At 53.1% G+C, this 25,394-nt stretch carries 21 protein-coding genes; 11 read left to right on the forward strand and 10 right to left on the reverse strand.

What is annotated here, in order from left to right; translation table 11 throughout:
• Positions 1-5: 5 nt before the first annotated feature.
• The 5 genes from metK to Abor_RS12315 all read right to left on the reverse strand — a co-directional run bounded on the left by metK (position 6) and on the right by Abor_RS12315 (position 6,318).
• Positions 6-1,193: a methionine adenosyltransferase gene (gene metK / locus Abor_RS12295; RefSeq protein WP_048842192.1), complete on the reverse strand. Its 1,188-nt coding sequence runs from the start codon at positions 1,191-1,193 to the stop codon at positions 6-8.
• Between the two features lie 273 nt (positions 1,194-1,466).
• Positions 1,467-2,261, reverse strand: coding sequence for a 4-hydroxy-tetrahydrodipicolinate reductase (dapB, locus tag Abor_RS12300; RefSeq protein WP_048842193.1), 795 nt, complete (start codon positions 2,259-2,261; stop codon positions 1,467-1,469).
• A 39-nt stretch (positions 2,262-2,300) separates the two neighbouring features.
• Positions 2,301-3,461 (reverse strand): molecular chaperone DnaJ, encoded by a 1,161-nt coding sequence (dnaJ, locus tag Abor_RS12305; protein WP_048842194.1) that lies wholly within the window; start codon positions 3,459-3,461, stop codon positions 2,301-2,303.
• 153 nt (positions 3,462-3,614) lie between these two features.
• On the reverse strand, positions 3,615-5,519 hold the full coding sequence (gene dnaK / locus Abor_RS12310) for a molecular chaperone DnaK (RefSeq protein ID WP_048842195.1): 1,905 nt from the start codon (positions 5,517-5,519) through the stop codon (positions 3,615-3,617).
• Between the two features lie 196 nt (positions 5,520-5,715).
• Positions 5,716-6,318: a nucleotide exchange factor GrpE gene (locus Abor_RS12315; protein WP_048842196.1), complete on the reverse strand. Its 603-nt coding sequence runs from the start codon at positions 6,316-6,318 to the stop codon at positions 5,716-5,718.
• A gap of 190 nt (positions 6,319-6,508) precedes the next feature.
• Here Abor_RS12315 and Abor_RS12320 point away from each other — a divergent pair, with 190 nt between their 5' ends.
• Positions 6,509-7,222 (forward strand): response regulator transcription factor, encoded by a 714-nt coding sequence (locus tag Abor_RS12320; RefSeq protein ID WP_048842197.1) that lies wholly within the window; start codon positions 6,509-6,511, stop codon positions 7,220-7,222.
• Positions 7,223-7,230: 8 nt separating this feature from the next.
• Positions 7,231-8,997, forward strand: coding sequence for an ATP-binding protein (locus tag Abor_RS12325; RefSeq protein ID WP_232015184.1), 1,767 nt, complete (start codon positions 7,231-7,233; stop codon positions 8,995-8,997).
• A 25-nt stretch (positions 8,998-9,022) separates the two neighbouring features.
• Here the strand turns inward: Abor_RS12325 and Abor_RS12330 are convergent, their stop codons facing one another.
• Positions 9,023-9,400: a Rid family hydrolase gene (locus Abor_RS12330; protein ID WP_048842198.1), complete on the reverse strand. Its 378-nt coding sequence runs from the start codon at positions 9,398-9,400 to the stop codon at positions 9,023-9,025.
• Between the two features lie 245 nt (positions 9,401-9,645).
• Between Abor_RS12330 and rapZ the strand changes: the two genes are divergently transcribed.
• The gene (gene rapZ / locus Abor_RS12335; RefSeq protein ID WP_048842199.1) at positions 9,646-10,614 is read left to right on the forward strand and encodes an RNase adapter RapZ; all 969 of its coding nucleotides are present in this window, start codon (positions 9,646-9,648) and stop codon (positions 10,612-10,614) included.
• Between the two features lie 202 nt (positions 10,615-10,816).
• On the forward strand, positions 10,817-12,085 hold the full coding sequence (locus Abor_RS12340; RefSeq protein WP_084594526.1) for a mechanosensitive ion channel family protein: 1,269 nt from the start codon (positions 10,817-10,819) through the stop codon (positions 12,083-12,085).
• A 148-nt stretch (positions 12,086-12,233) separates the two neighbouring features.
• Here the strand turns inward: Abor_RS12340 and Abor_RS12345 are convergent, their stop codons facing one another.
• Entirely contained in the window at positions 12,234-13,262 is a 1,029-nt protein-coding gene (locus Abor_RS12345) for a sulfate ABC transporter substrate-binding protein (RefSeq protein WP_048842200.1), read from the reverse strand.
• A gap of 348 nt (positions 13,263-13,610) precedes the next feature.
• Between Abor_RS12345 and Abor_RS12350 the strand changes: the two genes are divergently transcribed.
• Positions 13,611-15,329 (forward strand): alginate export family protein, encoded by a 1,719-nt coding sequence (locus Abor_RS12350; RefSeq protein ID WP_232015185.1) that lies wholly within the window; start codon positions 13,611-13,613, stop codon positions 15,327-15,329.
• A gap of 4 nt (positions 15,330-15,333) precedes the next feature.
• On the opposite strand, the gene Abor_RS12355 is transcribed toward Abor_RS12350, so the two are convergent.
• The gene (locus Abor_RS12355) at positions 15,334-15,951 is read right to left on the reverse strand and encodes a YqgE/AlgH family protein (protein ID WP_048842202.1); all 618 of its coding nucleotides are present in this window, start codon (positions 15,949-15,951) and stop codon (positions 15,334-15,336) included.
• Between the two features lie 156 nt (positions 15,952-16,107).
• Here Abor_RS12355 and Abor_RS12360 point away from each other — a divergent pair, with 156 nt between their 5' ends.
• Together Abor_RS12360 and Abor_RS12365 are read left to right on the forward strand one after the other, a co-directional pair.
• Positions 16,108-17,004 carry a polyphosphate kinase 2 family protein gene (locus Abor_RS12360; protein ID WP_048842203.1) on the forward strand — a complete coding sequence of 299 codons (897 nt, stop codon included), beginning with the start codon at positions 16,108-16,110 and terminating at the stop codon, positions 17,002-17,004.
• A gap of 11 nt (positions 17,005-17,015) precedes the next feature.
• A complete protein-coding gene (locus tag Abor_RS12365; RefSeq protein ID WP_048842204.1) occupies positions 17,016-17,501 on the forward strand; it encodes a DUF3465 domain-containing protein in 486 nt (161 codons plus the stop codon).
• Between the two features lie 117 nt (positions 17,502-17,618).
• Here Abor_RS12365 and clpA read toward each other — a convergent pair whose 3' ends face one another.
• The gene (gene clpA / locus Abor_RS12370) at positions 17,619-19,973 is read right to left on the reverse strand and encodes an ATP-dependent Clp protease ATP-binding subunit ClpA (RefSeq protein ID WP_048842205.1); all 2,355 of its coding nucleotides are present in this window, start codon (positions 19,971-19,973) and stop codon (positions 17,619-17,621) included.
• Positions 19,974-20,161: 188 nt separating this feature from the next.
• Entirely contained in the window at positions 20,162-20,542 is a 381-nt protein-coding gene (gene clpS / locus Abor_RS12375; RefSeq protein WP_084594527.1) for an ATP-dependent Clp protease adapter ClpS, read from the reverse strand.
• A 369-nt stretch (positions 20,543-20,911) separates the two neighbouring features.
• Between clpS and Abor_RS12380 the strand changes: the two genes are divergently transcribed.
• From Abor_RS12380 to Abor_RS12395, 4 genes are all read left to right on the forward strand, one after another.
• Positions 20,912-21,991: a D-alanyl-D-alanine carboxypeptidase family protein gene (locus Abor_RS12380; protein ID WP_048842206.1), complete on the forward strand. Its 1,080-nt coding sequence runs from the start codon at positions 20,912-20,914 to the stop codon at positions 21,989-21,991.
• A 201-nt stretch (positions 21,992-22,192) separates the two neighbouring features.
• Entirely contained in the window at positions 22,193-22,993 is an 801-nt protein-coding gene (map, locus tag Abor_RS12385) for a type I methionyl aminopeptidase (protein WP_048842207.1), read from the forward strand.
• A 72-nt stretch (positions 22,994-23,065) separates the two neighbouring features.
• Complete coding sequence (gene ggt / locus Abor_RS12390) at positions 23,066-24,817, forward strand: gamma-glutamyltransferase (protein ID WP_146855141.1); 1,752 nt, start codon at positions 23,066-23,068, stop codon at positions 24,815-24,817.
• Between the two features lie 6 nt (positions 24,818-24,823).
• On the forward strand, positions 24,824-25,357 hold the full coding sequence (locus tag Abor_RS12395) for a 2-thiouracil desulfurase family protein (protein ID WP_048842209.1): 534 nt from the start codon (positions 24,824-24,826) through the stop codon (positions 25,355-25,357).
• Positions 25,358-25,394: the final 37 nt, after the last annotated feature.

The following is a 25,394-nucleotide window of genomic DNA, read 5'->3' on the forward strand; positions in this document are numbered from 1 at the left end:
AAACTTTAGCGGTTCAGGGCGCTACGCAGAGCGTCAACCAGGTCAGTCCGTTCCCATGTAAAGTTATCACGGGCGTCGTCTGGTGTACGGCCAAAGTGACCATAAGCTGATGTTTCAGCATAGATCGGGCGGTTAAGGCGCAGGTGCTTACGGATACCGCGTGGTGTCAGATCCATAACATCGCGCAGAATGCTGCCAAGGCGGGCTTCATCAACATCTTTGCCGGTTTCGTCCAGATCAACGTAGACAGACAGCGGATGAGAGACGCCAATGGCGTAAGAAAGCTGAATGGTGCAACGGTCTGCAAGACCGGCAGCCACAACGTTCTTGGCCAGATAGCGGCAGGCATAAGCGGCTGAGCGGTCAACTTTCGTTGGGTCTTTACCAGAGAAAGCGCCACCACCATGCGGGGCTGCGCCACCGTAGGTATCAACAATAATTTTACGCCCTGTCAGCCCGCAGTCACCATCTGGGCCACCGATAACGAATACACCGGTTGGGTTTACGTAAAATTCTTTATCTTCTGGCATCCAGCCTTCTGGCAGCTGCTCACGCACAACACCACCAAGGCGCTCACGCAGTTCGGCCTGATTAATGCCTTCATCATGCTGTGTAGAAATAACAACAGATGTCGCTTTAACAGGGCGGCCATTAGAGTAATGCAGTGTGACCTGGCTTTTAGCATCTGGCTGCAGGCCAGCAACGCGTGCATCACCCGCGCGACGCAGGTCGCGAATGGTGTGCAAAATGCGGTGCGCATAGTAAATTGGAGCAGGCATAAGGGTATCTGTTTCGTTCGATGCGTAACCGAACATAATACCCTGGTCGCCTGCGCCTTCGTCTTTTTCACCGGCACTATCAACGCCAACAGCAATATCAGCGGACTGTGCGTGCAGGTAATTGGCGGCATCAGCCTTACGCCAGGAGAAACCTTCCTGATCGTAGCCGATATCTTTTACGGCATCACGCGCTGCCTGAATAAGGCCTTCAGACGTGACAGAAGCCGGGCCACGTACTTCACCCGCCAGAATAATACGGTTGGTGGTGACCATTGTTTCACAGGCCACGCGCGCTTCCGGGTCTGCGGCAAGGTAAGCATCAAGAACAGTATCGCTGATCCGGTCTGCAACCTTATCTGGGTGACCTTCAGAAACAGATTCTGAAGTGAACAGGAAATCGCCGTCTTTACGCATGATGGTGCCGTCTGCCCCACGCACTGTGAAATAGGAATTGTGAACGCCGCCCTAGAGATAAGGCGACGGAACCGTGTGGCGGAATAGTGGGCAATGGTCAAGTGTATTGCGGCTATGCACGCAAAAGGACAAACCCCCAACCTGCATGCGCCAGACGCATTACCCGCCTATTTAGCGCGGTTTTTCAGCCCTCAGCCCTTACCCTATAAGGGCTGAGATGGGCATGGATTATTTTTATTTACAAAAATAAACGTTAAATTATTGCACACCCTTTTAAAGCGGTGGCAGGCCTAAAACATCTTCCATGCCGTAATAACCGGCGGGTTGCTCAGCCCCCCATTGGGCAGCCCGCACGGCACCAGTGGCAAAAATGCGCCGGTTAAAAGCCCGGTGGCTTATGGTTATCTGCTCATCGGCTGAGGTGAAAAGCACCTCATGCTCACCCACAATTTGGCCACCCCGTAGGGCCGCAAACCCAATAGCACCTGTTTTGCGTGGCCCGGTATGGCCGTCCCGTCCGCTTTCGCGCACATCAGCCAAGGCAACACCACGCCCTTGCGCCACGGATTCCCCCAAGGCCAATGCCGTACCAGAAGGCGCATCAACCTTTTGCCGGTGGTGCATTTCCACAATTTCGGCATCATATGTTTCGGCGGGTAAAGCCTGCCCCATCATGAGTGCCAACCGAGAAACAAGTGTGACACCTGCCGAAAAATTAGCGGCATGCACCACCACGCATTTTTTAGCCGCTTCTCGCACTGCTTTGCTCTGCTCTGGAGAAAGCCCAGTTGTGCCTAATACCCACGCTGTGCCGTGGGCTGCCACTGCTTTTGCATGCGCAATAGCGGTCTCTGCATGCGTAAAGTCTATAACCACATCGCTTATGGCAGCTAAATCAGCCAGGTCAGCAAAAACAGGCACCCCTTCGGGCACAGTGCTTACCGTAGCAGGATTGCGCGCTGTGCCGCCAGAAAGCACAGCCCCTGCGGCCTGCACTTCTTCAACCAATAATTGGCCTACACGGCCCGAAATACCGGCAATACCTACCCGCAAAGGCTGCTTTGACATTTTAACCACTCCCTACTGGCCAGTTATACGTGGGCTTTGTTAGCTATTAGAGCCTTCAAAAAACTCACGCACACGGGCAAAGAAGCCAGAATGTTCAGGGCTGCCTTTTACGTTTTCACCAGCTTCTTTTTCAAACTCTTCCAGGAGTTCACGCTGGCGCTTGTTCAGGTGCTGAGGTGTTTCAACCGTTGCCTGAATATACATATCGCCCCGCGCGCCAGACCGCAGAACCGAGAAACCTTTACCCCGCAGGCGGAACTGCGCGCCAGTTTGCGTACCAGCTGGAATTTTTACTTTTGCCCGGTTGCCATCAATCACCGGCACCTCAATTTCGGTACCTAGTGCAGCTTGGCCCATACGCAACGGCACACGGCAGAAAACATTGGCACCATCACGCTGGAAAATAGCGTGTTCGGCAACAGAAACATGCACATACAGGTCACCGGCTGGTACACCTTGGCCACCGGCCTCGCCCTCACCCGTTACGCGAATGCGCGTGCCGTCTTCAATTCCGGCGGGAATTTGCACAGAAATTGTACGTTCTTTTTCGACCGTACCAGCCCCGTGGCAGGCCTTACATGGGTCTTTAACAATTTTACCCGAACCGTGGCAGGTTGGGCAGGGTCGCTCAACCACAAAAAACCCTTGGGCTGCCCGCACTTTACCCGCACCGTGGCAGCTTGGGCAGGTTTCTACACCGCTAGACCCATCGTTAGAACCTGTACCGTGGCAGCTCTCACAAGCTACACGCGTAATAACGCTCACATCTTTCTTGACGCCGGTAAAGGCTTCTTCCAGCGTAATTTCAACATGGGTTTGAATGTCGTTACCAGTGCGCGCACGGCCACCACCACCCCGGCGGCCACCCATCATATCGCCAAACATCTGTTCAAAGATGTCGCCTAAACCGCCAGCGCCTGCACCGCCAAAGCCACCAAACCCGCCAAAACCACCGGGGCCACCACCGCCACCTTCAAAGGCAGCATGGCCGTACTGGTCGTAAGCCGCCCGTTTTTGCTCATCTTTGAGAATATCGTAGGCTTGGTTAACGTCTTTAAACTTTGCCTCTGCCCCCGCATCACCCGGGTTACGGTCTGGGTGATATTTCATGGCCATTTTACGGTAGGCTTTCTTGAGCTCATCAGCCGATGCTGTGCGGGAGACTTCAAGAATTTCGTAATAGTCTATTTGGGTGGCCATGAATGTCCTCTTACGGGGTTTTTGCCTCTTAAAGAGCGCAACATATGTCTAAATATGACAAAGGCGTCCGCCTTCCAAGAAGCGCGGACGCCAGAGAAAAATACTACGCTAACAGGGTGTTACCACCCTGCCACCGTGTCAGGTCGCGTCCGATCAGGACTTTTTGTCGTTTACGTCTTCGAAGTCCGCATCGACAATTTTGTCTTCATTTGGCTTGGCTTCAGCACCGCCAGCAGCAGCACCTTCTTCAGCCTGACCAGCTTTATACACAGCTTCACCAATTTTCATGGCGGCCTGTGTCAGACGTTCCGTAGAGCTTTTGATGGCTTCTGCATCGGTGCCTTCAAGAGCTTTTTTGGTGTCTGCAATTGCTGCTTCTGCCGCACTCTTATCTTCTGCGGGCACTTTATCGCCTGCTTCAGACAGAGACTTTTCAACCTGGTGCACAAGGCTTTCAGCGTTGTTACGCACTTCAACCTGTTCGCGCTTGGCTTTATCGGCTTCAGCGTTTGCTTCAGCGTCTTTCACCATCTGCTCGATATCGCTATCAGACAGACCGCCAGAAGCCTGGATTTTGATCTGCTGTTCTTTACCAGTTGCCTTGTCTTTAGCAGACACAGACACAATGCCGTTGGCATCAATATCGAAGGTCACTTCAATCTGGGGCACGCCACGCGGTGCGGGGGCGATACCGGTCAGGTCAAAGTTACCAAGCAGCTTGTTATCAGCCGCCATTTCACGCTCGCCTTGGTAAACCTTAATGGTCACGGCGTTCTGGTTATCTTCTGCGGTAGAGAAGGTCTGGCTTTTCTTGGTCGGAATGGTGGTGTTGCGGTCGATCAGGCGGGTAAACACGCCACCAAGGGTTTCAATACCCAAAGATAGCGGGGTTACGTCCAGCAGCAGAACGTCTTTAACATCACCTTTCAGCACCGCACCCTGAATAGCTGCACCAATGGCCACCACTTCGTCTGGGTTTACGTTACGGGCTGGGTCTTTACCAAAGAAGCCTTTAACCGCTTCGATCACTTTTGGCATACGGGTCATACCACCAACGAGGATGACTTCATCCACTTCGGCAGCAGTAACACCGGCGTCTTTCAGAGCAGCTTTGCAAGGTTCAAGCGTGCGCTGGATCAGATCGTCAACAAGGCTTTCCAGCTTTGCGCGGGTCAGTTTCAGCACAAGGTGCTTAGGCCCAGAAGCATCAGCGGTAATAAACGGCAGGTTGATTTCTGTTTCTTTGGAAGAAGACAGCTCAATCTTCGCTTTTTCTGCGGCTTCTTTCAGTCGCTGTAGAGCCAGCTTGTCAGAGCGCAGGTCAATGCCCTGTTCGCGCTTGAACTCATCTGCCATGTAACCAATGATGCGGTTATCAAAGTCTTCACCACCAAGGAACGTATCACCGTTCGTGGCTTTCACTTCGATCACGCCATCAGAAATTTCCAGCACGGACACGTCAAACGTACCGCCGCCAAGGTCATAAACCGCAACCGTACCGCCGCTTTTCTTTTCCATGCCGTAAGCAAGGGCAGCAGCTGTTGGTTCGTTGATGATACGCAGCACTTCAAGACCAGCAATGCGGCCTGCGTCTTTGGTAGCCTGACGCTGAGCATCGTTAAAGTAAGCGGGAACCGTAATAACGGCCTGCGTCACTTTTTCGCCGAGGTAAGATTCGGCGGTTTCTTTCATTTTGCCCAGAACGTCGGCAGAAATTTTTGAGGGGGGATATTTATTGCCGCGCGCCTCAACCCATGCATCCCCATTGTCACCTTTAACAATGGCGTAGGGCACCATTTCTTTGTCTTTCTGCACTGTCGCATCGTCGTAACGGCGGCCGATCAGGCGCTTAACAGCATAGAAAGTGTTTTCTGGGTTGGTAACAGCTTGGCGTTTTGCAGCCTGGCCCACCAGCATTTCACCACCTTCGGTGAAAGCAACCATAGACGGGGTGGTGCGGGCACCTTCGCTGTTTTCAATAACCCGGTTTTCGTTACCTTCACGTACAGCAACGCAAGAGTTGGTTGTACCAAGGTCAATACCAATAACTTTACTCATTTATATACTCTCCTTCAGCGACCCCGCCTGGCCCGAAGCACCGGGTGAAGTCCTAATCTCTCTGCCTGCCTTATTGGGTCAGGCCTTGAGTGTTAAGTATGATGTATGGCGTGCCCCTTCACGTTTCAAGTAGAAGCAAGGGGCTAAGGGCAACAAAATTATTACCCTTTTATGCCATACGGCCCACTTGCCCGCTTTAGGCCGGGGCTTTGGCAACCACCACCATGGCGGGCTTAAGCAAGCGGCCATGAAGTGTCCATGTTGGGGTCCAGGCTTGCATAACTGTACCCGGCTCGTGCTCGGCGCTGGGCTGTTCTGCCATAGCTTGGTGCAGGTTGGCGTCAAACACCTTGCCCTGCGCGTCTTCACATTTAATGCCGTGGCGTTCCAGAATGGAGATAAAAGACCGTTCGGTGCTTTCAATGCCTTCGCGCATTTTCGTTAACACGCTGTCTTCGCCTTCCTGTGCGGCAGGCAGGCTGGATAAAGCGCGGCGCAGGTTTTCTGCGGCTTCAACCACATCGCGGGCAAATTTTTGCACGGCGTACTGGCGGGCATCATCTACCTCGCGCTTGGCGCGGGCACGCAGGTTCTGGTTCTCGGCTTCTGCACGGAGCCATTTTTCTTTAAATTCTGCGGCTTCCTGCTCCAGCTTGCTGGCAGCACTTTCGTCCGCAGGGGCTGCGTCGGCCCCGTGCTCAGCAGTAGGGGCTGCTGCATCATGCAGGGGGGCTATTTGGTCGGTGTTGCCTGGCTCTGCCGCGGCGGCACCGGTATTGTGATCGGTATCGTGGGTCATGCCCTAAGAAGTAAGCAACCCACCTAAAGCCGACAAGCCCCAGCCGTTTTTTTCGATAACGATTTTACAAGCCTCTTAACCCGTGCTTCAAAAACACTCGGTAAGGTCATACGACAGCCTGTAGTGCAAACGCTTAAACCCGCGTATGCTGTAAGGCTTGCACTTTTGGCGAGGAAGGAACACGCAGACAATGGTAGAGCGTACCAAGCAGACGATTGCGCTGGTTGATGACGACCGCAACATCCTGACCTCGGTACAAATGACATTGGAAGCCGAGGGCTTTCATGTTCGCACCTATACCGACGGCGAATCGGCCTTACAGGGCCTGACCGCCTACCCTGTTGATCTGGCTGTGCTGGATATTAAAATGCCCCGCATGGACGGCATGGAACTTCTGCAACGGCTGCGGGCGCGCTCACACCTGCCCGTTATTTTTCTGTCTTCCAAAGACGAAGAAGTAGACCAGCTTATGGGCCTGCGCCTTGGCGCAGATGACTACATTACCAAGCCGTTCTCACAACGCCTGCTGCTTGAGCGCATTCGCGCCCTGCTACGCCGTAATGAAGCCAGCCGCGCAGAGGCCTCTGGCACGCCAGTGGGTGGCGCTTTAACGCGCGGCTCGCTGTCTTTGGACGAATTACGCCACAAATGCACATGGAACGGCCAAGATGTCCCGCTTACCGTAACAGAGTTTTTGCTGGTTAAAACGCTGGCCCTGCGCCCCGGCCTTGTTAAGTCCCGCGACCAGTTGATTGACGCCGCCTACGGAGACACGGTGTATGTTGATGACCGCACCATAGACAGCCACATTAAACGGGTGCGTAAAAAATTCCGTCAGGTTGATGACAACTTCAACCAGATTGAAACGCTCTACGGTATTGGTTACCGCTACCGCGAAGACTGAACACGGCCATGACCAGCCGCACCCGCATGCTTGTTTCTTCCTCTCTCTCGCGCCTACGGGGGCTACGCCTGCCCGGTTTGGGAGAGAAAGGGCCAGAGCAAGACACTCCGCCCACGCAAGATGCCCCCCGCAGGCGGCGGGTCTCGCCTCTTATGCGGCGCATTATGCTGGTCAATGTGCTGCCTTTGGCTTTGCTGGCCGTAACAATGCTGTTCCTCAACCAGTTTCGGAACAGTTTGCTGGCAACCGAGGTTACAGCGTTGCGCGAGCAAGCCCGCATTTATGCCGGGGCATTAGGTGAAAGTGCTGTCCGTAGCGGGCGCAGCCACACACTCACCCCAGATGGTGAGTATGTTCTAGAAGCCGCACACGCCAGCCGCCTGCTTTTACGCCTGACAGAACCAAGCCCCAATGCTCATGCACGCCTGTTTGGCCCAGATGGGCAATTAATTGCCGATAATCTGGCCGACCTACCCGGCCACCCTACACCACACCGCTTCTCACCTTCCCGCCAAGACCGCCGCCTGCCCCCACCTTTTATGGGAGAGCCGGGTTTTTTTGAACGGTTGCTCACATGGGCATGGAACAGCCACGGCGCAGACATTGTTACCTTAGACACAAACGAGGCAGACCTGCCCGCTGACCCTGCCCGCCCGCAAGACTTGAGAGATGCAAACTTTCCCCCACCACCTGAAGCACCCCCCTATATACGGCGCACGGCTAATGGGCGGCTTATTATTACGGTCGCCGAACCCGTCATTCGTGATGGGCACACCGTAGGCATTATCCAGTTGACACGGGCCGCAGCACAGGTTGACCGGTCTGTGTTTGCTATTCGCTCTTCCATTCTCTCGCTGTTTTTAATGGTACTTATTATTACCGTGCTGCTGTCATGGTATCTCTCGCTTACCATTGCGCGCCCCTTGCTGCGCCTAGCCTCTGCTGCACAGGTTATGCGCGAGACATCAGGCCGCACAGGCACCGTGCCCGCCCGCCTTTTAGCCCGGCAAGACGAAATTGGAGATGTAGCGCGCGCTCTACAGGCCAGCGCACAAGCGCTTTGGAAACGCATGGACGCCATTGAGCGTTTTGCAGCCGATGTAAGCCACGAGATCAAAAACCCGCTCTCGTCCATTCGTTCAGCCATTGAAACACTGCTGCGTATAGAAGACCTAAACCAGCAACGCCGCTTGCTGACCATTATTAACCAAGATGTAAGACGACTCGACCGGCTGATTACCGATATTTCAGACGCTAGCCGCCTAGATGCCGAAATGTCGCGCGCACAAGCCGAGCCTATGGCCATAAGCCCGCTGCTGTCTGTGCTGGCAGAAATTCACCAAGCCACCCGCACAGATGGCCAACCAATTATAACAACCCAGATTAGTGGAGACACAACAGAGCACCCCTTACGCGTGCTGGCCGTAGAAGACCGGCTGGTGCAGGTGCTGCGCAACCTTATTGGTAATGCGGTTTCGTTCTCGCCGCCTAATGGGCGTATTGTTTTAGAGGCCACCCCTCTTGGCAGCATGGTAGAACTTGCCGTGAGCGATGAAGGGCCGGGCATACCCCAAGCCAAGCTCGATTCTATTTTTGACCGGTTCTATTCAGAACGCCCTAAAAATGAGAATTTTGGCCAGCATTCAGGGCTGGGCCTCTCTATTAGCCGCCAAATTGTAGAGGCGTTAAACGGAACAATAGCCGTTGAAAACCGGCACGATGCCAAGGGTAATATTACCGGGGCACGCTTTATTGTAACACTGCCACGCGCCTAAGATTTGCGGCTTTCTAGGGGCCGCTTCAGGCAGCGTTGCTCTCTTCACTTACGCAAAATTCAAATTCTATTTTAGCCGCAGGTACGGCCAATTTTTTCACCCACATAAGCGTTACAGAGGGTTCACTCTCTGCAAATACATGCCGCAAAATGGGGGCACAGGTCGGGAAAGATGCGGCGTCGGCGATGAGGTACACCACACGGGTTACATCAGACAGGCTATAACCACTGGCTTGTAACGCTTTCAGCCCCTCGTCCAACGCAGCTTGGCACTGCTCCGCCATACTTTGCCCCTCAGGGTGGGGGGCACGCAAGCCTGCAATTTTAAGCCCAACCGGCAAACGCTCTATACGGCCTATGCCTTGAGCATTCGATGCATGACGAGACTGTGTTTGATTAATCATATCAAAAACACTTTAATGCCAGTTCAAAAAAATAACAAATTTCTCTTACGCAACAAAGCGCAAGGCCTATGCGTTTTTTGTCATGCACAACACGCAATCACGCCCTGCCCCACCAGATCGCTACTGACATATTGCGCAACATAGGGTGAGCCTAGCATAATAGGCTACCCCAGCAGACAAAGTTTCAGTTCAGGTGCATGCCATGCCACTCTGCCCGCAACCCGCCCCCATAAGGAAATACGCCAATGTGTGCAGATGAAACACCTGTACCGCGCCGTATTTTGCTTGTGTCTGGCCTTTCTGGGGCTGGCAAATCTTCCATTTTGCGTATTCTGGAAGACCTCGACCACGAGGTCATTGATAACCCCCCCTTAGGCATGTTGGACGATATTGTTGCCAGAGCCGAGCGCCCTGTCGCTATTGGGGTTGATTCGCGCACAAGGGGGTTTGATGCCTCTGCCGTGCTCGAAGCCTTGGCACGCTTGCGTGTAAACCCCAACCTACGCGTTGAGCTTATCTATGCCACTGCCGAAGAAAACGTGCTGCTCAGCCGCTACACAGCCACCCGGCGTAGGCACCCACTAGCCCTGCATGGCAGTATTAAAGAAGGCATAGAGGAAGAAATACTCCTGACCGCACCGCTCCGTGCTGCGGCAGATCTGGTCATTGACACCTCAGACATGCCACCACCTGAGCTACGCCAGTTTGTAGAAAGCCGTTTTAGCCCGTGGCAAGACAGCTCTGGGCAAGGGCTTACAGTGGCGCTTATGTCTTTTGCTTTTCCGGCAGGTTTACCGCGTGAGGCTGATATTGTTTTTGACGCCCGCTTTTTGCGTAACCCCCATTACGACCCCCAGCTAGCCCCCAAAACCGGGCTAGATGCAGACGTAGCGGCCTATGTGGCACACGATGCAGACTACAAGCCCTTCCTGCACCAAATACACAGCATGTTGCAGCTTGTGCTGCCACGCTTTGTGCAAGAAGGCAAAAAATACGCAACTATTGCCATAGGCTGCACAGGGGGCCGCCACCGCTCGGTTACGTTAGTTGAGGCACTGGCCAAAAAACTTTCTGCCCCAGATGGCATGGGCCGTTACCAAGGCTCTGGCCAATGGCCTATCATGATTATGCACCGTGAATTAGCCCGCCAAGGGCTGAGCGCGTGGCGTTGGGCCCGCAAACCAGCCGAAACCCCACAGCCCGACGGTTTATAAAGCGCGCCCTGTACGGTATACAGGCCCCCTACCTGTTGCGCTTTTTCCCAACAAAAGACTGATTCTGCCCCCCAGAGCAGAACCATGTGCGCGCCCGCACGTCTTTTATACACGCGCGCCACATCACGCAGCGTGCCCACGCCCCATGATTGTGGGGAGATGCCCTTTTTTGCCTGTAAGATGAGGTTCTTGTTTTTTTCTTATGAGTATTACCGCACCGCTAACCAAAGACCCGATGGCTGCCTCTTTGCAAAAAGAGATGACACCATACGTTACCTCTTTACGTGGTTGGTTAAGTTGGTTGCCTGCGCCTGTTGTGTCTTTGCTGGTACTCAGCCTTATAGGGCTTGTAGCCGCCCTGCTTAGCAGGTTTATAACAGACCGTATTCTTATGCGTGTGCCCGGTGCCAAACGGGGGGCGCTTGTGCGCTCTTTTACCAAAGCATTACGGAGGCCAGTACGTCTTACCGTAGTAATTTTGGCCGTAAGCGTTGCACTCCCCGCCAGTGGGTTGCACGGTAATTTGCAAGAGAGCGTTGCACACTTACTCCTCATCAGCTTTGTCGCAGTTATGGGGTACGGTATACTGGCAACCATAAGGGTTATTTCAGATGCGTACCTCACCCGTTTTGCCCAAACAGACCAAGACGATGACATTCTGGCCCGTAAACACGCCACACAAGTACGCCTACTGCGCCGTGTTGCAGAAATTCTTATTGGTATTCTCACCATTGGGGCAGAACTTATGACCTTTGAACCCGTGCGAGAATACGGGTTAAGTTTGTTTGCCTCTGCCGGTGCGGCCTCTCTCATTGCTGGTCTGGCGGCACGGCCTATCTTGGCCAACCTGTTTGCAGGCGTGCAAATAGCCATGACCCAACCCATACGCATGGGAGACCTTATTGCCTTTCAAGGAGACTGGACATGGGTTGAAGAAATTACCTCAACCTATGTAGTACTCCGCTCGTGGGACTGGCGGCGGCGTATTGTGCCCATTGCCTATTTTCTCGACACGCCTTTTGAAAACTGGACGTATAATTCAGCAGAACTCATAGGCGCTGTGTACCTCTTTGTAGACTACCGCGCCCCCGTAGAGAAAATACGCAGCAAGCTTGAGGAAATTGTACGCGCCTGCCCCCAATGGACAGGCAAAGACTTTAGCGCACAGGTCTCTGACTGCACCGCCCAAACCATGACCATACGCGTAACAGCAAGTGCACGCACCGCCATACGCAGTTGGGATTTACGCTGCGAAATACGCGAAAAAATTATTCGCTGGATGTGTGAAGAATGCCCACAAGCTCTACCCCGCAACCGCTTTGCCATGACCCCGGCAGACCAAAGCGCTATGCAGCCACCCCTTACAGCCCCCATACCACCGGGCCGGCCTACAATGGGGCCTATAGATGCCCCGACCCCGCTTTATAGTAGCGGGCCACCTTTCCAACCAAGCAATTTTCGCCCTTTTTAAAAGGTGGTTTTACAAACCCAAACCAATAAACTGGTCGGGTATTTTGCTTGTAAAAGAAGCAGTTTTTACAAAATGCTCCCAACCTATAAAAAATGGTAGCCCCCAAATTAAGGAGGCTGCCATTTTTACAAACATAATTTGAAATTTGTTATCGGCCCATAATCTGGTCAAAAATACCTTGGTCGGCAAAATGCTTTTTCTGTACGACAGCCCACCCGCCTAGGCTTGCCACATCAAATGTTTCCACTTTAGGGAAACGACTGGCATTTTCAGCAGCAATGGCAGGGTCAACAGGCCTAAAATAATGCTTTGCCCCCAAGCGCTGCCCCTCGGGCGAGAACAGGAAGTCAACATACGCTTTAGCCACAGCCTGCGTGCCATGTTGCGCCACGTTTTTATCAACTACGGCAACAGGTGGCTCTGCCAAAATAGTGAGCTTAGGCACCACAATATCAAACTTATCAGGGCCAATATCTTTGGCTGCAAGCAGGGCTTCATCTTCCCATGCCAGCAGCACATCCCCTAAACCACGCTGCACAAAGCTATTGGTTGCGCCTCTGGCCCCTGTATCAAGCACGGGCACATGCTTAAAGAGTTGCTTAAGGTATGCCTTAGCGCTTTCTTCTGTGCCACCGGGTTGGTGCAAGGCCCAGCCCCATGCCGCCAAATAGTTCCAACGCGCGCCGCCAGATGTTTTGGGGTTGGGCGTTACCACCTGCACATCATCACGGATCAGGTCTGACCAATCCTGAATATGTTTGGGGTTACCCTTGCGCACCAGAAACACAATGGTGCTGGTATAGGGGGTAGAATTATGCGGCAGGCGCTTTTGCCAGTCTTGGGCAAGCAAGCCATGCTGGGCCAACACATCAATATCGTAAGCCAAACCTAGCGTTACAACATCAGCCGGAGAGCCCTCCAGCACAGAGCGTGCCTGCGCCCCAGACCCACCATTAGAGGTACGCACAAATACCGTATTACCGGGCTGGCTTTGCGCATAGCGAGCGGCAAAGGCCTTGTTAATATCTGCATACAACTCCCGCGTTGGGTCGTATGAGACATTTAAAAGACGGTACGAATCAGCCTGTGCTTGGGGGTGCAACACAAGGCCAGAAGCAGCCCCACCTACCAGCAGCGTTGCTGCCAAAAATTTACGCCGCGAAAGAAAACCAGACACGCCCTATTTCTCCTTCATCTTTCAGGCTCTTCCCGCTGCATAGGGTGAAAAGCATCGTACCTCATTACATTTCACGATAGCATGAGATTATTTGCAGTCAATATAAACCAAAAAGAAACGTGTTATTTAACCCATGCACCATCATACCTTTTTGGCGCATATTGTGTTGATATAGCTATGCGTTATGTGCAGATAGCGTGCACACCAAACCTGATGCAAAAACAGCACACAAATTTAATACGTTTTATATTGGTGTTATTTTTACCATTGTGAAATCGTAATTTTTGTATTTTTATTATTAAACACTATAAATTATAGTTAATTAACGTTTTCCCTCAAGGTTGCTCCATGCGTGGCTTTCAGACATCAGGCTTTTCAAGGTTTTTGCTTCTTGCGTCTTCTGTTGCCACAGTTTGCATGGTGCCGCTGGCACACGCCCAAAGCCCTGCCTTACACCACACTACGCCAGCGGTAACACCCGCCACAGTGTCTGCCTCCAAAGTGCCCACAACGCACGAGAACATAACTGTGCATGCCCCACCACTTCCGTCCATTGTGCTGTACCCGCACGCAACACCCACTGGCCAGCCCGTGCGTACAACCGGGGCACAGGGCCGTACCTCTGGCCGCCAATACGACTGGGGCGTTTTTAACCGTGGCAACGGTGAAGCCGCAGGCTTTGGCCCAGTCGGCCAGTATGGTGTGGCGCCTTGGGCAGAAGACTGGAGCCGTTTGAGAGACAAAAGCAAACGCACAGACCCCTTTGATGTACTGAAATACATAGCCTTAAACGAAAGTGGCTCTATCTGGTTGAGCTTTTCTGGTGAAACACGGCTGCGTAACTGGTTTGAAAGCCGCCCCAACTTAGGCACCCAGAAAAATAACGATTCTGGCCGTTTTGGTGTGCGCAACCTCTACGGCGCAGACCTGCACCTTGGCTCACACGTGCGGCTGTTTGGCCAGCTTATTAATGCCGATGCAGGCGGCTGGAACTATTACGGCTATGGCTCTACCTACAGAAAACGCCTAGATGCCCAACAGGCTTTTATAGAAACACGTTGGAACATGCTGGGCGCTAAAAGCGGCTTTATTTTTGGCCGCCAGCAATTTCTCGATGCCCCGTCTTACATGCTGTACAACCGAGAAACCCCAAACGTTCCCCTCTCATGGAATGGGTTTAGAGGCTACATGGTCTGGCCACGCCTACGCATAGATGGTTGGGATTTTGTGCAGACAAATGATGCTGAAACAAGACTATTTCATGATACTGAAAATTATAATACCCGCCTGTATGGTTTTAATATGTCATGGGCCCCGCCTGATGGGCACTTTATGGGCGACAGAAGCTACTCATTTTTAGATACTTTCTATGTTGGCTATAAACTTTCAGGCTCTAGTGGCGCTATTGCCGGGCCGGGTACAAGCAGCAACAATGGCTCAAACACGCGCAACAACTTTGGTGTGCGCTGGCATGGGCTCGCTGGGCCTTTTGAATTTTCTGTTGGGGGCATTTGGCAAGGCGGCACATTCCGCTACGCCAAAACAGACCGCGCACGCTCTGTAAGCGGTTATGCTATTAATACGTTGGTAGGGTATCGTATTCCCAAAGACCGGTTCCATACCTTCTTTGGGCTACAAACAGATGTGTATTCTGGTGGTAATAAAAACAAAACCAACGGCACCATTGGCACTTATATTTCGCCCTTTAACCCACAAACAAACTATCTCGACACCACAACGTATATGACGGGTTCAAACCTTATTAGTTTTGCGCCACTGGTACGGGCCACTTTCTTTAAATCTGTCAGCTTGCAGGTTAAATACCCTCTTTACTGGCGCTACAGCACCCAAGACCCCATTTACCGTTCATCTGGGTTTTATAAATTTGCCCACAATTTTGACGGCAAATTTATTGGTATGGCACCACAAGCCTCTTTGGCATGGCAGATCAATGCTCATGTCTCTTGGACCCAGTATGTCTCACGCTTCATGACCTCCAACGCGCTTAACCGGGCTGGTGGGTCTAGTGCCACTTATTACCAGTCAAACTTTGTGTTCAGGTTCTAATTTTTTACGCATGGCCCGCCTGCCCGGTAAGTTGCAGGGGGTCTAGGTTGATGGCGGCCAATGCCTGTCGCCATTTACTGCTAAAGTCTTGCCCAAAAACTATTTCTGGCAAGGCAGGGGCTACCAGCCAAGCATCTTGCTGCAAAATTTCTTCTTCTAATTGGCCTGCACCCCAACTGGCATGGCCCATTGCCAAAATAGCATCGTGCGGGCCTTCTCCTTCTGCCAGTTTTTGTAAAACAAGAGGGCTGGCACTCAAGGTAATATCTGGCGTTACAGCAAGCCCGTCTGTGCCTTTCCAGTCGGAAGAATGTAAAACAAAACCCCGCGTTACATCTAACGGGCCGCCCGCACTTACCCCAATACGCCGTAAAGGGGGGCTTGGGGTAATATCGAGTTGCGCCAGCAATTCCTCAAAACTGGGTTTAGGTAGGCGGCGGTTAACCACCAGCCCCATTGCACCACCCTGTGCGGTATGGGCACACATATAAATAACCGTGCAGGCAAAAGGCGTTTGCGCCAGCGCCGGAGACGCCACCAACACCTGCCCAACAAGCGGTGAGTTCTGTGTGTCTGAAGCCTGTTGCTGCTGTGCAAGAAGGGAGTCATGCAGAAATACCATAAGCCAAAATATGAGGCGGCTCTTGGCATTTGGCAACCTTTACCCCGCTCCCCCCCTGCACAGCATAGCAGCCACAAGCCTGCACATAATTTTAACCATTTTTACAAAACGTGCTTTCAGGCATAGCATGCCCCAAACAGACCCTAAGAGGATGCCATGAATAAACTCGCCAAATTTTTGCGCGCTCTTGAGAGCTACCACATTACAGATGGCGAGAAATTCACCCTCGCGCAGCATAACCCCGATGATGATGGCAGTTTGGGCCTAAGCAAAGAAGACGGGGCACACCTGCTCAGAGAGGTAAAAGAGCAACTGCAAGACTTGCAGGAACTGCTTTATGCCAACCAGACACGCTCCGTACTTATTATTTTACAGGGTATGGACGCCGCCGGGAAAGACGGTACCATTAAACACGTTATGTCTGGCGTAAACCCGCAAGGCGTTACTGTAGCCTCTTTCAAACAACCCGGCCCAACCGAGCTGCAACATGGCTTTTTATGGCGCATACATGCCGCCGCCCCGCAGGTTGGGCGTATCGTTATTTTTAACCGCAGCCAGTATGAAGATGTGCTGGTAACCCGCGTACACCCAGAACTCTTAGAAAATGAGCACCTGACCGGCCCCGTTAATACCCCAGAATTTTGGGAAGGCCGGTATAAAGATATCCGGCATTTAGAGCATTATCTGGCCCGCCAAGGCACGGTTGTTCTTAAATTCTTCCTGAATATTTCACGCAAAGAACAAAGAGAGCGCCTACTTTCCCGTTTAGAAGTACCAGAAAAGCGCTGGAAATTTTCGTCGTCAGACCTGCGTGAGCGCGAATATTGGGACCAATACCAAACCGCCTACCAAGACGCTATTGCAGCAACCGCCAGGCCTTACGCACCATGGGTTATCGTGCCCGCCAACCATAAATGGTATGCCCGCCTTGTGGTTATTGGCACCATTATTCGTGCGCTCCGTAACCTCCAGCAAAAACCACCCCAGCCCGCACCCGATGTTGAAAAATGTCTGGACGATTACCGCACGCACCTTCTTAACGAAAAAAGCTGAGACCACGCCTTATGCTCCCTTTTCCCTCTTTTCTGCGCGGCGTAGCGGCTACAGGCCTACTGTACGCCGTAGCCCCTAGCATAGCTCCTGCGGCCTACGCGCAAGAAGCTGCCAGCCTGCCCCCACACTGCGACAACCATGACTTTATGGCCAAGCAGCAAGCCTTTGAAAACGGCCAACCCAAAACCGATGTGCCTGTACATATTTGCGGCAGGGTTATTGCCCTAAGCCCCAAAGCAAAACGCACCCGCAGCGGCTGGCATGGCTATTTTTATGTAGCCGTTGCCCCTAATATTTCTATTCGTATTGTGTCTGGCCTAGATGAAATGCACGCCCCAGCATGGCCGTGGGTGAGCAAAGGCGACCAAGTTGAAGTGGTTGGCCGCTACTATTTTGACTCGTACCGCCGCCAAGGCATTGACTGGACACACCGGGGCACGGGGCGCTCTTGGCCCATACCCGGCTATGTTATTGTAAATGGCACAAAATATGACTAACCCGGCATAAATCGGGCTGTTTGCTTACCAAAACCCATTATGGGCACAAACCTATTACAAAAAAGGCCAGTCAGAAAAATCTGACTGGCCTTTCTTTTTTATACGGATGCTACCGCGTTAGTCTGCGGCTTCCTCCTCGTGGGTGTCATCAGCTTCTTTTTCAGGCTGAGCGGCACCAGAGGCTGCGCTTTCAATAATATCGAACGTTAGCGCGCCGTTTTTCAGACCAATTTTAACAGCACCACCTTTGGTCAATTTACCAAACAGTAGTTCTTCCGCCAGTGGCTTCTTGAGTTCTTCCTGAATAACGCGGCCCAAGGGGCGTGCGCCATACAGCCTGTCGTACCCACGCTCTGCCAACCATTCTTTAGCAGCAGAAGACAGTTCGAGCGTTACGTTACGGTCTGCCAGTTGTGCCTCAAGTTGCAGCACAAATTTTTCAACCACACGCCCAACCGTTTCTGGGGTCAGGTTAGCAAATGGAATAATGGCATCCAGACGGTTACGGAACTCAGGTGTGAACAAGCGTTTAATTGCTTCTTCATCTTCACCCACGCGGGCCTCGCGCCCAAAGCCAATGGCTTCTTTACTGAGGTCTGCCGCACCAGCGTTGGTGGTCATAATCAGAATAACGTTTCTGAAATCAACCACCTTACCGTTATGATCTGTCAAACGCCCGTGATCCATAACCTGCAACAGCACGTTGTACAGGTCTGGATGTGCTTTCTCAATTTCATCAAGCAGCAAAACCGCATGCGGGTGCTGGTCAATGGCATCGGTTAGCAGGCCGCCTTGGTCAAAACCGACATAACCGGGCGGCGCACCCAACAAGCGGGAAATGGAGTGGCGCTCCATATACTCCGACATATCAAACCGGATCAGTTCTATACCCAAAGTAGAGGCAAGCTGGCGGGCCACCTCTGTTTTACCAACCCCGGTGGGGCCAGAAAACAGATAGTTGCCAATTGGTTTTTCAGGGTCACGCAACCCAGCCCGAGACAGCTTGATGGCATCAGACAGGGTTTCGATCGCTTTATCCTGCCCAAACACCATGCCTTTCAGGTCACGGTCGAGCGCACGCAGCACCTCTTTATCATCAGCAGAAATGCTTTTGGGCGGAATGCGCGCAATACGGGCAATAATGTCTTCAACGTCTTTCAGGTTCACGGTTTTACGCCGTTTTCCTTCTGGCAGCAGCATACGAGACGCCCCAACCTCGTCTATCACATCAATCGCTTTATCAGGCAGCTTGCGGTCATGAATATATTTGGCAGATAGCTCTACCGCCGCCCGAATAGCCTCTTCCGTGTAGCGCACTTTGTGGTGCTTTTCGTAACTGCCTTTTAAGCCACGCAGAATTTTTACAGCGTCATCAACCGTAGGTTCCGGCACATCAATTTTCTGGAACCGGCGCACAAGCGCACGGTCTTTTTCAAAATGCTGGCGGAATTCTTTATACGTGGTTGAGCCAATGCACCGCAGCGTGCCCGCAGCCAAAGCAGGCTTAAGCAGGTTAGAGGCATCCATTGCGCCGCCAGAGGTCGAGCCTGCACCAATAACCGTATGAATTTCGTCAATAAACAAAATGCCGTTCGGGTCTTGGTCGAGTTCGGTCACAACCGCTTTTAAGCGTTCTTCAAAGTCACCACGGTAGCGGGTACCAGCCAGCAACGCCCCCATATCTAGCGAATAGATGGTGGCTTTCAGCAGTACCTCTGGCACATTACCTTCAACAATGCGCCGGGCCAGCCCTTCTGCAATCGCAGTTTTACCCACACCGGGGTCACCCACATAGAGCGGGTTGTTTTTGGTGCGGCGGCACAAAATCTGGATCGTGCGCTCTACTTCCGTGTCACGCCCAATCAAGGGGTCTACTTTACCCGCCAGTGCTTTAGCATTCAGGTTTACGCAGTAAGTAGACAGGGCTTCTTGGTTTTTCTGCCCGCGCGATTCGCCACGCTCGGGTTCTTCCCCTTTTTCGGAGCCAGAACCTGCATCTTTACCCGTACCCGCAACAGGCCGCCGGGTAGCCCGGTCTGGCGCTTTGGCAATACCGTGAGAGAGAAAATTAACCGCATCAAGCCGGGTCATGTCCTGCAATTGCAGGAAGTAGACCGCGTGGCTTTCGCGCTCGGCAAACAGGGCTACCAGTACGTTAGCCCCGGTTACTTCATCTCGGCCGGTAGATTGCACATGAATGGCCGCACGCTGGATAACGCGCTGGAAAGCTGCCGTCGGTTTAGGTTCAGTTGGCCGGTCGGACGCAAGGCCCGCTAGGTCTTTATCAAGAAAATTGGTCAGATCGGCCCGCAGGCGTTCCAGATCAACACCACAGGCCCGAAACACGGTTACGGCATCCGCATCATCAGCCAACGCCAGCAGCAGGTGTTCTAGCGTTGCATACTCATGGTGCCGCTCACCGGCCAAAATAAGTGCCTGATGTAGCGTCTGCTCCAGATTGCGTGACAACATGACGAGACGCTCCTTTCCCCGTTCGGTCAGAGCTTAACAACAAGAGTGCTGTGTTGCTCTGGTACCCTTCGGTTTTATATTTGGCTGCTTTGAAAGGAATTGCGAGTCAGAAAGCGTATGAAAAGTGTCCCAAACACAAATTTTTCACTTATGTGACATTCAAAACCTGTGTGGGGGCGGTTACGCGCTTATTCTTTTTCAATGGTACATTGCAGGGGGTGCTGGTTCTGGCGGGCCAGGTCCATCACCTGTGTTACCTTGGTTTCTGCCACTTCGTAGGTAAACACCCCACACACCCCAACGCCGCGCTTGTGCACGTTCAGCATGATTGTGGTGGCTTCATCGCGGTTTTTATTAAAAAAGCGCTCTAGCACATGCACCACAAATTCCATGGGTGTGTAGTCATCATTAAGCATAAGCACTTTATACATGGCGGGCTTGCGGGTTTTGGGCCGCGCTTTAACCACAACCCCCAAATCGCTGTCGTTATCCCCCGACTCCGAGCCTCCGCCCTGCCGGCGCGATGGCCCATTACCCGTATGCAACACAGTAAAAAGACGGGACGCCATCAGCACAGAACTCCGTTTCCTGATTCTGGGGAAAAACCAACGCCCTATAATATTGGTATTCTCACCACAGATGAAAGGGGGCTTTGCGCCTGAAAACCGCGCTTATCAAGCCTTATGTCAGGAAGTGCGCCTTATTTGCGCCATAAACCCAGTTGAAACGAGATGAGAAGAAAACCGCGCCAAGGTGAGGATTCTACACTTTTTTCGTGTCGCGGCCTTGCATTCTCCAGCACCAGACTGAATTATTCTGGCAAACACAGGTGGGATCGCGCAGTGGCACATATTGGCAGAGCAGCACGCAAGCAAAATACCGTAGCCCAGCACACTGAGTATAACCAGAACAGAAAGAGAACGTCCAGCATAAAATGGATGGCTCTTCTGGCGAGTGTTACTTTTGGTACGGCAGCCACCCACCGCACAGCGCACGCGCAATATGCGGGCCAGCTCAGCTCTATTGTTATGGATGCCAAAACAGGGGCTGTTCTTTCGCAAAGCAGCCCAGACCTGCGCCGCTACCCTGCCAGCCTGACGAAATTGATGACGCTGTATATGGCGTTCTCTGCTTTGCGGGCAGGCACCATCTCGCTCGACCAAGCCGTGCCGGTTTCCATTCATGCCACCACAATGGAGCCTTCCAAGCTTGGTGTTGTGCCGGGCACGCACTTAACGGTTGAGCAAGCCATTCTGGCCTTGGTCACAAAATCTGCCAACGATGCCGCCTGCGCTTTAGGCGAGCTGCTCGGTGGCGGCAGTGAACCACAGTTTGCCGCCATGATGACCCAGCAGGCCCACGCCCTTGGCATGAGCAGCACCACCTTCCGTAACGCCTCTGGCCTACCAGACCCAGACCAAATGACCACCGCGCGCGACCTTGCCGTGCTGGCCCGCCATTTGGTAAATGACTTTCCGGAAGATTATCATTATTTTTCAACGGCCTATTTCCGTTTTCATGGCCGCATGATTCCTAACCACAACCCTATGCTTAAAGCTTATGTTGGCGCAGATGGCATGAAAACCGGCTACACACAGGAAGCCGGGCGTAACCTTGTGACCTCTGCCATACGCAACAATGTACGACTTGTTGGGGTTGTTATGGGGGCATCGTCTAACCCCCAGCGTACGCTGGTTATGGCCGACCAGCTTGACCGTGGTTTTGATGCAGAAGGCGTAGCCCCTGTTGAACGCCCACTGGTACTGGCCCGCAATACCGTCTCTGGCCGCCACCACCATGCTGGCCGCGTTATTATGTTAGCCGCAGCCTCTGCCCGGCGTGGTCATGCACCGGTTGAGGTAGCCGAAGCCCCCTTAACCCGCCATGGCCACCATGTGCGTGCAACACCGGTCGTAGGCGGGCACCATGTGCGCCTTATTGGGGCCAAGGTGCACCCAGCTACCGCCAGCACCAGCAGCAAACACGCCACACACCACAACACACGCCGCCGTACCTAAAATTATATACGGCTAAAGTGCAGCCCACTACCGGTAAGCGGGTTGCCTTTAGGGCGTGTGCGTTCCATTTTGTGTCTCTCATCTTACGAGGGGCAGCTTCAAAAATCAGGCCCTCCGGCAGAGTGGCGTTTAGCCCGCCGGGCTTGCTGTCATGATTTTTGAAGCTGCCCCCACGTTTGCTAACTTAATGGAGCACACATAATGGCAGGCAGACACGGTATTGTTCTGTATAACGAGCAAGACTTTGAAGGCCTACGGGCTGCTGGGCGCTTGGCCGCTGCAACGTTGGATATGATTACCCCTTACGTGCAGCCCGGTGTTACCACCGAAGAGCTTAACCAGCGCATTCATGATTATACGCTAGAAAATAACGCTACTCCTGCCACGCTCAACTACCGTGGCTACCCCAAGTCTTGCTGCATTTCCATTAACCACGTGGTGTGCCACGGTATTCCCAGCGAAAAACGCCTGCAGGAAGGCGATATTGTGAATATCGACGTCACTTCCATTCTGGACGGATGGTATGGCGACACAAGCCGTATGTTCTTTGTGGGCAAAGCCCCTGTTAAAGCCGCCAAGCTGGTTAAAACAACATACGACAGCATGATGCGCGGCATTGAGGTGGTTCGCCCCGGCGCAACATTGGGTGACATTGGGCACGCCATTCAAACACTGGCAGAAGCCAACCGCTACTCTGTGGTGCGCGACTTCTGCGGCCACGGTATTGGCCGCACCTTTCATGCAGAACCCACCGTGCTGCACTATGGCCGCCCCGATGACGGCATGAAGCTAAAAGCAGGTATGGTGTTTACCATTGAACCCATGCTGAACATTGGCCGCCCAGATGTAAAAATTCTGGATGATGAATGGACAGCCGTAACACGAGACCGTTCACTTTCTGCCCAATTTGAGCATATGCTTGGTGTGACAGAAACCGGGTACGAAATTTTCACCCTTTCCCCTGCCGGATACACCTGCCCACCTTACCCGACAGAAGGCTAACACCACATGCACCCCCTGCCCTGCCGTTCTTTACCTCGTGCCTCTATTAAGCTGCGCCGCTCACTTTTAGTGATGGTGGCCTGTAGTACGGGCTGGCTCCCTGTTATGGCACAGGCAGCCCCCACCAACTCTGCCCCAGACCCGCTGGCTTACGGCACAGAGCAGCCTAATGGGCTGGCCCCGCTTGCACCGACACCTGGCAAAAACGGAATGGCAGTTTCAGCTCAGAAACTGGCATCAGACATTGGTGCACGCATTATGGCACAAGGGGGCAACGCAGCCGATGCCGCCGTAGCCATGGGCTACGCTTTGGCTGTGGTGTACCCGGCAGCCGGTAATATTGGTGGCGGCGGCTTTATGATGCTGCGCCAACCCGGCAAACCCGCCATTTTTATCGACTTTCGTGAAAAAGCGCCGCTTGCCGCCAAAGCCGATATGTACCTAGATGCCAAAGGTAACCTGATTGCAGACCAGTCTGTAACCGGGTGGAAAGCCGTTGCCGTACCCGGCACTGTGGCAGGCTTAGAAAAAGTTTTACAGCGCTGGGGCCACCTGTCCCGCCAAGAGGTTATGGCGCCCGCCATTAAACTGGCCCGAGATGGGTTTGTGCTACAAAAGGGTGATGTTGAGCTTCTTAACACCTCAACCGATGCCTTCCGTGCCAGCCCAGAAGCCCGCGCTATTTTTCTGCGGCCAGATGGCTCCCCCCTCCAAGTGGGCGATAAACTGGTACAAACCAACTTAGCCAACACCCTGCAACTTATTGCAGACCAAGGGCCAGACGCCTTTTACAAAGGCCCAATTGCCAAAACCATTGTAGAAGCCTCGCAAAAAAACGGTGGCTTGCTGCAATTAAGCGACTTTGCCCAGTATAAAACCCGCGAAATTAGGCCACTAAGCTGCCAGTACCGTGGGTATCTGGTTGAAACAGCACCGCCCCCCAGCGGTGGCGGCATTGCTTTGTGCGAAATTTTGGACATTCTATCGGGCTATGACATGAAAGCCCTTGGCCTGCACACAGCCCCCGCGTTGCAGCGTGAGATTGAGGCCATGCGCCACGCTTACTCTGACCGCCGCAGCTTGGGTGACCCAGCCTTTGTGCACAACCCCACCCAGCACCTGCTAGACCCAGCCTACGCCGCACAGGTACGGGCGCATATTCCAACCGACCATGCCGTACCGTCTGCCAGCCTAACAGAAGGTGAGGCTACACCAGAAAAGCACGAAACAACCCAGTTTTCGGTCATTGATAAAAACGGACTGGCCATTTCCACCACCTACACACTTAACGGGTGGTTTGGGGCTAAAGTTATTGGGGGCAATACCGGCTTTTTCCTGAATGACGAAATGGACGATTTCTCGTCCAAGCCCGGTGTGCCCAACATGTTTGGCATTGTAGGCAGCAAGGCTAACGCTATTGCGCCGGGTAAAACGCCGCTGTCTTCTATGTCTCCCACCATCGTGTCCAAAAACGGCAAGCCTGTGCTTATTATTGGTAGCCCCGGTGGGTCGCGCATTCCTACCATTGTGCTGTCTGTTATTTTGGGCGTGGTCGATTACGGGCTGGATATTCAGCAAGCTATTGACCTACCCCGCCTGCACCAACAATGGCTGCCCGAACCTGTTGAGGTTGAAGCAGGCGCCCTAACCCCAGAAGTACAAAGCACGCTTGAGCACGAGGGTTACAGCTTTGCCCCGCACGCCCCTTGGGGCATGCCAGAAGGTATTCTGGTAGGTGGCCCAAAACTGGGTGAAAAAGGCGATGCCCGCTATTATGGCGGCTTTGACCGCCGCCACGAAGGCGGTGGAGCAACAGGCCAATAACGCCTTATGCCTCCTTCTTTGAGCCTACACCCTTACGGGGGCAATAGCCCCCGTATTCTGGTAAGTGCCTGCTTACTTGGCCAGCCAGTACGCTACGATGGCTCAGCAAAGCCGCTGGGCCACACCCTTTTACAGCTTTGGCAGCAAAAAGGCTGGGTTGTACCCCTCTGCCCCGAAATGGCAGGCGGCCTGCCCACCCCACGCCCCCCAGCTGAAATTACACACGCTCTTTCAGGGCGTGATGTCTTGGCGGGCACCGCAACAGTGCAAGACATAACCGGCGCAGATATGACAGCACCTTTTATTGCCGGAGCACACGCAGCCCTCGCCCTTGCCCAACAACAAGGCTGCCAGTTTGCATTACTTATAGATGGCAGCCCGTCTTGTGGGAGCCAAATGATTTATGATGGCTCTTTTAACGGGCAAAAACATACAGGCGAAGGCGTAACTGCCGCCCTTCTCCGCCAGCATGGGCTTGATGTGTTTGCCCATACCGAAATTGAACAGTTAGCCAAACGCTTACCACACCCGGCCACGTAGGCACGTAGGCACGTAGGCACGTAGGCACGTAGGCACG

Source organism: Acetobacter orientalis (assembly GCF_000963965.1).
Taxonomy (GTDB): Bacteria; Pseudomonadota; Alphaproteobacteria; order Acetobacterales; family Acetobacteraceae; genus Acetobacter; species Acetobacter orientalis.